8 protein-coding genes are annotated in these 11,110 nt (G+C 58.6%); 3 read left to right on the forward strand and 5 right to left on the reverse strand.

The window, feature by feature from the left end:
• The first annotated feature begins 213 nt into the window (after positions 1-213).
• Both NW862_RS12395 and NW862_RS12400 read left to right on the forward strand, forming a co-directional pair.
• Positions 214-1,365, forward strand: coding sequence for a DegT/DnrJ/EryC1/StrS family aminotransferase (locus tag NW862_RS12395; RefSeq protein ID WP_414335912.1), 1,152 nt, complete (start codon positions 214-216; stop codon positions 1,363-1,365).
• 197 nt (positions 1,366-1,562) lie between these two features.
• Positions 1,563-2,603 (forward strand): DUF58 domain-containing protein, encoded by a 1,041-nt coding sequence (locus NW862_RS12400; RefSeq protein ID WP_414348500.1) that lies wholly within the window; start codon positions 1,563-1,565, stop codon positions 2,601-2,603.
• Between the two features lie 105 nt (positions 2,604-2,708).
• Here NW862_RS12400 and NW862_RS12405 read toward each other — a convergent pair whose 3' ends face one another.
• Genes NW862_RS12405 through NW862_RS12415 form a run of 3 tightly spaced genes read right to left on the reverse strand, consistent with a single transcriptional unit; the run spans position 2,709 to position 5,375 of the window.
• A complete protein-coding gene (locus NW862_RS12405) occupies positions 2,709-3,668 on the reverse strand; it encodes a patatin-like phospholipase family protein (RefSeq protein WP_414348498.1) in 960 nt (319 codons plus the stop codon).
• 48 nt (positions 3,669-3,716) lie between these two features.
• Positions 3,717-4,355 (reverse strand): histidine phosphatase family protein, encoded by a 639-nt coding sequence (locus NW862_RS12410; protein ID WP_414335909.1) that lies wholly within the window; start codon positions 4,353-4,355, stop codon positions 3,717-3,719.
• Positions 4,356-4,415: 60 nt separating this feature from the next.
• On the reverse strand, positions 4,416-5,375 hold the full coding sequence (locus NW862_RS12415; RefSeq protein WP_414348496.1) for an NAD(+) kinase: 960 nt from the start codon (positions 5,373-5,375) through the stop codon (positions 4,416-4,418).
• 444 nt (positions 5,376-5,819) lie between these two features.
• On the opposite strand from NW862_RS12415, the gene NW862_RS12420 reads away from it, so the two are divergent.
• Entirely contained in the window at positions 5,820-8,057 is a 2,238-nt protein-coding gene (locus NW862_RS12420) for a serine/threonine protein kinase (protein ID WP_414427230.1), read from the forward strand.
• On the opposite strand, the gene NW862_RS12425 is transcribed toward NW862_RS12420, so the two are convergent.
• The gene (locus NW862_RS12425; RefSeq protein ID WP_414335926.1) at positions 8,054-8,764 is read right to left on the reverse strand and encodes a hypothetical protein; all 711 of its coding nucleotides are present in this window, start codon (positions 8,762-8,764) and stop codon (positions 8,054-8,056) included. The genes NW862_RS12420 and NW862_RS12425 overlap by 4 nt on opposite strands.
• 223 nt (positions 8,765-8,987) lie before the next feature.
• The gene (locus tag NW862_RS12430) at positions 8,988-10,934 is read right to left on the reverse strand and encodes a tetratricopeptide repeat protein (protein ID WP_414427231.1); all 1,947 of its coding nucleotides are present in this window, start codon (positions 10,932-10,934) and stop codon (positions 8,988-8,990) included.
• Between the last annotated feature and the right edge of the window lie 176 nt (positions 10,935-11,110).

Consider the following 11,110-nt stretch of genomic DNA (forward strand, 5'->3'; position numbering starts at 1 on the left):
CTCCATAAAGCATCCTGTCGATAGCTGTATCCAGCCTACCGGTTCCCTGGACCGCGTTTACTCTAGCTCAGATGGGGATCAAGTCGGGGCGGGGCTGGGATCCCAGCAGCTTTCTCAGCAACGAAGCTACAAAAAGCCCCATTTTGAACCAGAGCGTTGTCTTCCTCGGCTCTTATCCTCGATGATGGGCTGTGGCCGCTACCCCCCCCCACCATGGATGAGCCGATCCCGCTGCTGGATTTGACGTTGCAATACCGCGCTCTGGCTGCCGACCTGCTGCCTCAGGTGGAAGCGTTGCTGGCCTCGGGGCAGTACATCGGCGGCGGGGCGGTGCGACGCTTTGAGGAGCTCTTCTCCCAGTTTTTGGGCGGCGGGGATCTGGAGACTGTCGGCTGCAATTCCGGCACCGATGCTCTGGTGCTGGCTCTGCGGGCTTTGGGCATCCAAGCGGGCGATGAGGTCATCACCACTGCCTTTAGCTTTTTTGCCTCTGCCGAGGCCATCGACTTGGTGGGGGCGCGTCCGGTGTTTGTGGATGTGGATCCCTGTACTTTCAACCTGGATCCGCAGCTTCTGGAAAAGAGCATCTCCCCCTGCACCAGGGCGGTGGTGGTGGTGCATCTGTTCGGTCAGGCGGCCAACCTGACCGAGATTGTGGCCATTGCCCGCCGACATGGGCTGGCGGTGATAGAAGATTGCGCCCAGGCGGTGGGAGCTTGTTGGGGGGGCAGGCCGGTGGGCACCTGGGGCGATCTCGGCTGCTTCAGCTTTTTTCCCACCAAGAACTTGGGGGCAGCAGGGGATGGGGGGGCGGTGGTGACCCGGGATGCCCACTTGGCTCGCCAGGTGCGCATCCTCAAAGAACACGGCCAGACCCATCAATACCAGCACGAGTATATTGGCCTCAACAGCCGTCTGGATGCGCTGCAGGCGGTGATCCTGTCGGTTAAGTTGTCCCACCTGCGGGAGTGGAACTGGCGGCGACAGGGGATTGCCGAGTCCTATCACCGCCTGTTGCACGGGATCCCTGGCCTGATCCTGCCCCAGGTGGCGGTGGGGGGCAACTCGGTGTGGCACCAGTACACGGTGCGGGTGCCTGGCTCCCACCCAACCGACTCACGGCGGCGCGATGCTGTGCAACGGCAGTTGCAGGAGCGGGGCATTGCCAGCCGCGTTTACTACCCCATCCCCCTGCATCTGCAGCCGGTGTACCGCAAAAAGTTGGGGTACAAACCTGGGGATTTGCCCAATGCCGAACTCTGTGCCGCTCAAGTGTTGTCCCTGCCCTGTTTTCCTGAATTAACTCTCCGGCAGCAGGAGCGGGTGGCTGCAGCCATTGCCGAAATCTTGTCAGAAGAACCCTAGCGGCGCCGAACGCTGAGGAGGGAGCTCAGGTGTTATTGAAGCTCAGCCGAAGACTACCTCAACTATTTCCGTTATTTCAATGGTCTCCCCGACCAGGAGCTGTTTCTGCAAAGCTGCCATCGAAACAGCGCGTTCGTTTTCTGCGCCGCTTCCGCTTTACCCGCATCGGGGGTCGGTTTGTTGGGATCACCCTCTTGGTGAGTATTGCCGCCTTCAACACCGGCAACAATCCCCTATACCTGGTGCTGGGGATGCTGCTCAGCCTCATTCTCCTCAGCGGCCTCCTCTCCGACCTCACCCTCAAAGATCTAGAGGTGAGCCGGCAGTTGCCCAGCCGCATCTTTGCCGGCCAGCCGGTCTTGGTGGGGCTGACGCTGGTCAATCGCAAGCGACGCCTGCCCAGTTTTTCGCTGCAGGTGAGCGAACGCATCGAGGGGCTGAAGCGGGCAGATTGGCCTTCCAGCTATGTTTTGCGCCTGGATCCGGGCGCCAAGCTGGATACTTTCTATCAACACACCTTTTCAAGGCGAGGGGTGTGGCGGCTGCAGGGTTTTGAGATTGCCACCAGCTTTCCCTTTGAACTCTTCCGCAAGGCGGTGGAAATCGAGGACCCGCAGACGGTGATCGTGTTTCCTCGGCCTGCCCCTGTCCAAAACCTGGTGCTGTGGGAACAATTGAGCGGCGGCAGCCAGTTGCGCCCTCAGGCCGGCCAGGAGGGGGACTACCTTAGCCTGCGGCCCTATCGTCCCCAAGATGATGTGCGCTCGGTGCACTGGAAGATCTCCGCCAAACGGGATCAACTGGTTGTGCGGGAGCTGGAGCGCCCCCGTTCCCAGGCCATCGTCCTCTGCTTTGAAAATCGCTGGCAGCCGCGGGGAGAAAGCCCTGAAGCCCATCGCAACAAGCTGGAGCGAGCCGTAGAGCGCTGTGCCGGGATCCTCTCCTATTTGATTCGGGAAGGCCACCCGGTGGCGCTGGCCACCTTGCAGGAGCGGACTGCTTTTGGGGCGGATCTGGCCCACCAAGACCGGCTGTTAACTCTGTTGGCCCAACTAACCTTTGTCGGGGATCCCCAACTCAACTCTCAACTGAAAAGAGAGCCTGATCCCTCTGTCGGGTTTAACCTCACCCCCCACGATCGCTGTGTGCTGCTGGCCCATCCCGACCAGGATGGAAAATCTGCCCCGGGCTATCTCATCCACACAGGATTGCTATTGCAATTTATCCCAATCGAGTGAACTTCAGACCTATTTTGATAGCGGGATCCGTCGAGAGGCGTTTGGTAAAGCTTGAGCCGCGGATCCCTTTAAAGCTTTAGGTTGAACCGCTGGAAAAGTGTTGGTTCACTGCTCCAGCTTTTGGCGCAATTCTGGAATGGCCCGTCGCATTTTCCGATAGCCTTCTCGAATAATGGCATCTGCCTGGTGGAAATCGAAGATGCTGTATTGGCTGAGCTTAGGTTGTAACAGTAAGTCCGGTGGATGTTCGGCCAAAATGCTGTGGGTTACCATTTGCTCCATGATGTTCAAAGTTCTGCCGATAATGTCAAAAATGTTGGGGCCAGAAGGCTCGTCTGGAAACCATTGACTAATTTTTTCCTGGATCGCTTGTTGTAGAGATTGGTACCGTTTGCGGATGCGGGTGATGAAGCTGGTTTCCTCCTCGATCACCTCTCCTTCGACATTGAAGCGCCGGCGTCTTTGAAAAGTTTCTTCTACCTCCGTTTCCTCTACCTCCGGCTCCACATCCGCAGGATCCACGTGGTTGAGGTTGACCGCCAAGACAACCTCGGCGCCCATTTCCCGCACCACCCGTACCGGCACCGGGTTGACAATGCCCCCATCGCTGAGGTAGCGACCTTCGTGCTGAAAAGGAGTGAAAATGCCGGGGATGGAGATGCTGGCCCGCACCGCATCGGCCATTTTGCCGGACCGCAACAGCACCTCTTGGCCTGTAATCAAATCTGTAGCCACGCAACAAAAAGGGATCCCGGCCTCTTCAATGCACAGCTCTTGCAAATGTTCCGTCAGTAGCTCGTAGATTTTGTTGCCCTCCAGAAGGCCACAGGTGGGAAAGACTACATCAAATAAAGACAGGATCATCTTCCAGTTGAGCTCCCGCACAAAGTCCTCTAGCTCATCCAGTTCACCTGCGGCGTAAATGGCTCCGACGAAGGCGCCGATGCTCGTCCCGGCAATGTAATCGATCGGGATCCCGGCCTGTTCTAGCGCCCGGATCACGCCAATATGGGCCCATCCCCTCGCTCCGCCACTGCCCAGTGCCAAGCCCAGTTTTTTGCCCATGGTCGCTTGTTCAAAAAAAGCCCAAAAGATTCTAGTAATTCTAAACTTTTAGGTGCCTGCCCTTTGCCGCAGATCAGGCGGCAAATAGCTGCGTTCTCCCAAACTTTCCAGCAGGGGCCCATAGCGGTCGAACTTGACCACGCTGACCGAGGCAGCCAAAACCTCGATACGATCCCGGTAGCGGCCCAGGTCAATGCCCAGCAGGCTGCAGAGAAGAATCCGAATGGTGGCCTTGTGGGAGACGATCAAGACGTTGCCATCCGACCATTTTGCTTCGATCTCCGCCACAACCGGCAGGGCGCGGTTGGCAATTTGCACGGCGGTTTCGCCGCCTGGAGGAGCGTTCCAGGCCGGCTCGGTCATCCAGCGCCAGTAGGTTTCGGGATGGGCTTCGCGGGCCTCGGCGTGGGTTTTGCCCTCCCACTCACCGTAGTGGATTTCCCTCAAGCCCTCTCGAATCTGCATCTCCAACCCCGTCTTCTCTGCCAGCGGCCTGAGAGTAGCCAAGGTGCGCCGCATCGGGCTGACGTAGAGGGCCTGCCAAGGGATCCCGGCATAGGCGGCGGCAAAAGCTTCTGCCATCTGCTGGCCTTCGGGGGTGAGGTCGGGATCGAGGGCGCCACAAAAGCTGCCGGAACGGCTGTAGGGGGTTTCCCCGTGTCTGAGTAGGTACAGTCTGAGGCTCATAGGAGAAGATTCCAGGGGAGTTAAACTCCGCTACTCTAGCTCCCCAACTTTAAGATCCCTTTATCCCCCCTCGGGGCGGTGGTTGGTGGTGGGGATGTAGATGCGGCTGCCGGCCCACTGCAGCTTTTCTCGCAAGGTGCGGAAGTAGGAGAGGTCTTTTTCTAGGATCATCAGCTTGGCCGGCAGGGGAGCCCGTTGAATTTGCACCCACTGGCCGGGGTTGACCGATTGAGCCAAGACACCATCAGTCCAGAGGCGGGTCAGCCCTTCCGGATCGGCAAGGGGCCAGATCTCCACCGTGGCCGTGCCGCTGATAACAATGGGCCGGCTGGACAAGCTGAGGGGACAAATGGGAGTGATGATGATGGCCTCAAAGGTAGGTTCCAGGATGGGGCCGTTGGCTGCCAAGGTGTAGCAGGTGGATCCCGTCGGCGTGGCCACCAGCACGCCATCTCCGTGGTACTGATCCAAAATCTCGCCATTGACTTCGATTTCCATGATGGCGGCGGGCAGGCGTTCCCGGTTGATGGGCTTGAGGCACATTTCGTTGAGGGCGTAGTAGACTTCGCTGACCGGGTGGCCCTGCCGCTTGCCCTCCCCAGGGATAGCTCCCTGCCCCAATTGCGCTTGCTCCCAAATCTGGGCCTGCAACATCATGCGGGCTTGCAGAACAAAGTCTCCCGCCTGGATGCGATCCCAGGGATCCTGGTGCAGCACCCGCTCCGACTGGGCCAAAAACCCCAGCCTGCCCCCCGACTGAATGGGCAAAATCGGGATCCCGTGCGGGGCCAGGTGGCGGGCTGCCGCCAACACCGACCCATCTCCCCCCAGCACCACCACCAGATCGATGGGATCCGAAGTGGCCTCCAAAAAGACCGGGTAGGGGTTGTGGTGCAAGCCGGTGGGAGCGGTCAGCACCGTAACGCCGCGCCGACGCAATTGCTCCGCACACAATTGACAGGCGGCTTTGCTCTCCCGATCCCCCTCCTTGTAGGCGATCACCACCAAGCCCAAGTCCATAAGCCCTCGCCCAGAGATCCCTTCCGATCATCCCTCTTGGGGCTGAAGGTTGCCCAGAAGGCCTCATTTCCCCAAGCATTTCCTTTTGCTTTTTTCACATTTACTGGGGATCCTTAAAAAAATCTCTAAATAGTCATTCCGAATAGCAGTAAAAAACGGCTCGTCGCGTCGTTATTGCTAGGCAGCGCTGCCGCAAACGCGCCGCTCCAACTCCCCTCTCCCTCTGGGAGAGGGGTTGGGGGTGGTCGCGTGAGCGGCGCGGAGCGCTTGGGCACCTCTGGGAGAGGGGTTGGGGGTGAGGGCTTGAGCGGCGCAGAGTTCCCAGAGCGTCAAAGGTTGGGATCCTTGAGTTGGACGGGGAAATGAGCGGGTATAAACTCCAGCAATTGGTTTATCGTATGGACATCCCTGCCCAAGCTGCTTCTTCGCTGCACCTGCAAACCTATGGCCCCCGATCTCACCAATCGCATTTTGGGTGGCCGCTACCAACTGATTCAAGAAATCGGTGGCGGCGGCATGGGATCCGTCTTCCGCGCTTTGGACTTGCACAACAACCGCCAAGAGGTGGCTGTTAAGATCCTGCATGCCCCTATGCTGCTGAGCCGGGGTGACGCCCAGACCGATTTGCGTCGCCGCTTTGCTGAAGAGATCCGCGTCAGCACCCTTCTGGGCCAGCATCCCCGCATCGTCAAAGTCTTGGATCACGGCCAAGAGGGGGAGCAGGCCTACTTGGTGATGGAGTACCTCAAGGGGCAGGATCTGGGCAAGCTGATTCGAGAAAAAGGGGCTCTGCCGCTCCGGCAAGCCCTTCGGCTGGCCCTGCAGGCCTGTGAGGGGCTGCACTTTGCTCATACATTTCAAGCCAAGGTCGAGGGCCGTGAGATTCGGGGCGTCATTCACCGCGACATCAAGCCCAGCAACCTGTTTGTTGAGCGGGTTTTTCGAGATGGCCAGCTCACGTCGCAACTGAAAATCCTCGACTTCGGCGTAGCCAAAACCTTGGCGGATCACACCCTTAGCCTGGGCACCCAAAAAGGGGGTGGATTTATCGGCACCGCTCGTTACGCCTCTCCCGAACAGATACGGGGCAAGTCTCTGGATGCCCGCTCAGACATTTACTCCCTGGGGGTGGTGCTCTACGAGATGCTGACGGGATCCATGCCCTTTCAATTGGAAACCGACTCTCTGCACAGTTGGATCCACGCCCATTGCTACGAAAGCCCCCTTGAGATCAACCCGGAGACAACCCCGCAGCCGATCCCGCCCGCCTTGGCAGCAGTGGTGATGGATTGCCTCAAGAAAAACCCCGACGAGCGGCCGCAGACGATGCAGGAGCTAGGGGAGCGGCTGCTGCAAGCCTATGAGCTGACGGTAGCCACTCAACTCTCCAGCAGCCAGGCCAGTACCGTGATTCTTCCCACCGGCGGTGCCAAGGCTCAAAACGAGGCTCCATCCTCTTCCGATCCCAGGCTGCCGCTCGCAACCACCGGCAATACAGGATCGACTGCTGGAGCCTTTGAAGATATCCGCGATGAGGATCTGGATCTCATTGAAGATGAGCCGGTCTCTCCCCCAGGTGCAGGGATCCCCTACTACGTCGCCGGGCAGGAACCTCTCCCCTCAACTACCTCGGCAGAAGCTGCACCGGATCCCTCCTCTCAAGCTGCAGGCGAAACTCCCAAAACCCCCTCTACAGTCATCCCAGCCAGCAACACCCGCCCGGCTACTCCCCCTCAGGATCCCCCCGTCCCACCACGAACGGATACTCCCCGCACCCGCCCTCTGCCGCAAGCTGCCCCCCCAACGGTTCTCCAGCCTTCTGGCAGCAGCCTGAAGTGGGTCTTGGCTGGGGGAGGCGCTGTGGCTTTGTTGGCCGCCTTTTGGCTCTGGCCGCGCCCAGCAACCCGCGATACCCAGGAAGAGCCGGAGCCGATCCCTACCGCCGCAGTCACCCCAACACCTACCCTCGAGCCCGCCCCCACTCCGGTGGCGACACTTACTCCAACTCCGGCACCAACACCCACTCCCACTCCGGTGGCAACGCCTACTCCAACTCCGGCACCAACACCCACTCCCGCTCCGGTGGCGACGCCTACTCGAACTCCGGCACCAACACCCACTCCCACTCCGGTGACGACGCCTACTCGAACTCCGGCACCGACACCTACTCCCACTCCAGTAGCAACGCCTACTCGAACTCCAGTACTGCCACCCACTCCCACTCCGGTGCCAACACCAACGCTTACCCCTATCCCTCGATTGACGCCGCTTGTTCCTCGTGCTCCTACCCCTACCCCAACTCCACCTCCGCCGCCCACCTCGACACCGGCCCCAGCAACACCAACGCCTGCGGCAGAGCTTGCCTTGAGCGGCCAGTGGCTCTACGAGGGAGGATCCTTTGTCTGGCAGGGATCCCTGTGTAAGGTTAATGTTGCAACTGGTATCCAGGAAACCGTCTCCATTCGTCAAGACGGCAACCAGATCAGCGTTTCCTCTCCCGGTTTTGCGGAGCGCAGTGGCCAGCTCATCCGCAACCAACTTTCTGTCAGCGGCAAGATAGGGGGCAGCGGTACCCCAACCATCACGTGGAGTGGCACTGTCAGCGCCGACGGGCGCTCCATTCGTGGCACGGCCACCTGTGGCAGCGCCAGCTTTGCCATCAGGCTCACTCGCCAGAGTTAAATACCCACGCCGCCACCTCGGTCACCGCCACCGCCGTTCTCCGGATCCTCCGGCTTCTGTTGCAAGGGAGGGAGAGGAGGAGGGGTGGCAAACGTTTCGCTCACCACCTGGAGGGTATATGGCCCTCGCCCAGGACTACCTGGCCCAGCGGTTGGGGAAGCATTTTGCGCCCAGTAACTTTGCACCTGGATCAAGTAGCAGCGGTCTTGCCGCACCGGGATCGTGAGCTGGGAGGTGGTAAAGTTGCCAGGAGCAGCATCATCGTTAACAAAAAGGACATTCCGATCCAAATTTCTACCGGTATCAAAGGCACCGATGACCAACAGCGGATCGAAAACCGGGCTGGTCAGCCGGATGGTAACTCCGGTAACGTTGGCTGCAGAAGGAAAGTAGAGAAATCCATCTGAGTAAAAGGTGAAGGTGCCAGGAGGCGGTGGAACTTCCCGGGCATTTTGAACCTCGCCAGCGCTATCGAAGTAGAACTCCAAAAGGCTATTCGGCCCCAAGGTTCCGCTGCGGCTATCTCCTTGGCGGCGCAGGCCAATTGATGCGAAAAACTCTGGGCTAAAGGCTTGCTCGCAAACATTGACCAGAGGCGGCACCGTCCCCCCACCCCCCCCACAGCCTGCCAGGAGGACAGTCGAGGCCAGAAGGCCCCAGAAAAACCGCACCTGGGATCCAGAAACCTTCAACGCTGACAATGACATAGACACTCCCCCGGCCACCGGATCGCTAACGTTCCTCTGGATCCAGATTAGGATGATTTGAGCAATTCGCACAAAATGAAGATCACTGACAGCCTTGCCCTACGTTCAGCACGGATGGCCTATCTCACTGCCCAGCTCGAGAAGGGCACGGCGGAACCATCGAGCCAGTCTTGTACCCATTTGCGGGAAGGGATCCGGAGCAAAGCCCTCTACTTGGGGTGAGCTAACCATAACCACTGCTGGCGTAGCGCTTCCTGGTGAGCAAGAAATGGGCCAGAGCTGCCACGCAGTCTCGATCCTCAAAAAGCAGGTCGCGCCGCTGTTGGATCTGCTGGGAGATTTGCTGCCGAAATTGGGGATCCGTTCCCAGTTGGACGGCCAACTCTTCGTAGCGCTGGAGGTCTTGGGCAATTAAGAGATCAAGGCCCATCCTTTTGAGAATGGCATAGGTGTGCCGGCCCCGCAGGAACCGGCCAGGGCAGGTCACTACAGGCAAGCCGGCAGCAACGGCTTCCAAGGTGGTGATCCCGCCCGACCAGCCGTAGGAATCCAGCATAATATCGGCGCAGCGGTTGAGATCCAAGTAGTCTTGATGATCCAGTTGGGGCAAGATCAAGCAGTGGTCTTCCGCAGAAAGGCCATAGGCGGAGAAAGTTCGGGAAAGACGCTGCCAAAAGTGTTGGGCAATGGCAGCATTGGGCAACGCCAAGAAGACAAATTGAGCGTTGGGCACTCGCTGGGCAATGGCGGCAAAAAGATAGTCATATTGGGGCAGATACTTGCCCAGGTATTGACAGGTAAGATAAACTACTGCGTCTTGGCGCAGGCCAAAATCCCCACGATGACGCTTTTGCTGAGGTAAAACGGGCTTTTCAAAACAAGTACCCAGGCGGGGCAGCCGAATTAGGGTTTCGCTGTAGTGAGCCTGCCCATCTTCGGGCTCCATCAGGTCGCTGGAGAGGAAGTAGTCGATGGTTGAAAGTCCAGAAGTTACAGGATGAGCCCAGGTGGAGCATTGCACTGGGGCTAGCCGCAGAGATGCCAGTTGCAAAATTAGGGGAGAAAGGCCAATTTCCAGATACACCAAAACATCGAGCTGATCCTGCAGAATTTGACGGGCGGCGTCTTCAAAGCCAGTGGGAATGTGGCGAAATACATCCGCATACTGGCGATATTGCTCTGTCATGAAGTCGGTTCTGGGATCCAAATGGTAGGCAAACACCAGAAAAGGCCACTGGGAGCTCGCCTTTAAGTACTTCACCCACCCTAAAGAAAGACGGCTGTAGGAGCAGGCGCGCATCGAGGCCGAGACAAAGCCAACGCGAATGGGATCCCCTGGTTGCCGGGGAAGAGAGTGCCAATTGGGGTAGCAAGATTTCACGATGCGCTGCACAAACTGAGCGTATTTTTTCTGCAGCTCCAGGTCGTCGCAGCCCTGGTACTGCAGATGGTGGGGCGTTCCCCAGCTTGACCCTAAAAAGGCAAGCCGCCGCTGCTCTTGGGTGTCCAAGGGCGTCTCCTCAATGAGGCGATCCAGGTGTTCTACAAAGCGAGAGCGAAATCTATGCAGCTCTTCCTCATCCTGATAGAGGGCGGGCAAATAGAGATGGTAAAGCCAGCGAGCTACCACCAAATTGGGATCCAAAGTCCACGCCTTTTCCAGGTGAGCCAGAGCCGCGCTGTGTTCCCCTTGCTCACGATGGGCCATTCCCAGATAAAAATGCACCTCAGCCCAAGGGATCCCTGCTGCCGGATCTGGATTTTCTAACAAGGAGCTAAGCAAAGGGATCGCTTCTTGATGGCGGCGTAGGTTAACAAGAATCTTGCCGGCTTGCAAAGCAGAAAGGTAAGCCTTGGGATTGAGGCTCAGGCTCTGCCAATAGCAAGATAGCGCCTTTTCCAGTTGCCCCAAAGATTCATAGACAACGCCCAGGTTGTGATGATAGAGGGCTACGCAGGGATCGAGCGCAATGGCCTCGGCAATCAAAGCAGCCGCCCATTCCCCCTCTCCCTTGGCCTGGGCCACCGTCCCCAGCAGGTGCAGGGCATCAGCTTGATCCGGAAACTCCGCCAGAATTTCCGAGTAAATGGCTTCCGCTGTTCGCAAGTCGCCAGACTGCTGGGCCTGGATCCCGGCCAGAAGCTTACCCGTGGGGGTGAGATCCGACATCGACAACGAGGGAAGCTGGAGATCTTCCCCCACTATAGGCGCTTCAGCCCCCTGAGGCTCATGTTGTCAAAAGCACACAAAAACGGTATCAGCGGCTCTGCGAGCGCCTCGCCAAATCCCGCAAAGGCCGATTCTTTCGTTGACCCGCTCGATGCCTTGCGCCACAAGGCTTTCAG

This window comes from Synechococcus sp. H55.8 (genome assembly GCF_047462375.1).
In the GTDB taxonomy this organism is placed as follows: domain Bacteria; phylum Cyanobacteriota; class Cyanobacteriia; order Thermostichales; family Thermostichaceae; genus Thermostichus.

Coding starts and splice junctions, on each gene's coding strand:
- NW862_RS12420 (WP_414427230.1), top strand. CDS start 5,820: ATGGCCCCCGATCTCACCAATCGCATTTTGGGTGGCCGCTACCAACTG.
- NW862_RS12425 (WP_414335926.1), bottom strand. CDS start 8,764: ATGTCATTGTCAGCGTTGAAGGTTTCTGGATCCCAGGTGCGGTTTTTC.
- NW862_RS12430 (WP_414427231.1), bottom strand. CDS start 10,934: ATGTCGGATCTCACCCCCACGGGTAAGCTTCTGGCCGGGATCCAGGCC.
- NW862_RS12410 (WP_414335909.1), bottom strand. CDS start 4,355: ATGAGCCTCAGACTGTACCTACTCAGACACGGGGAAACCCCCTACAGC.
- NW862_RS12405 (WP_414348498.1), bottom strand. CDS start 3,668: ATGGGCAAAAAACTGGGCTTGGCACTGGGCAGTGGCGGAGCGAGGGGA.
- NW862_RS12415 (WP_414348496.1), bottom strand. CDS start 5,375: ATGGACTTGGGCTTGGTGGTGATCGCCTACAAGGAGGGGGATCGGGAG.
- NW862_RS12395 (WP_414335912.1), top strand. CDS start 214: ATGGATGAGCCGATCCCGCTGCTGGATTTGACGTTGCAATACCGCGCT.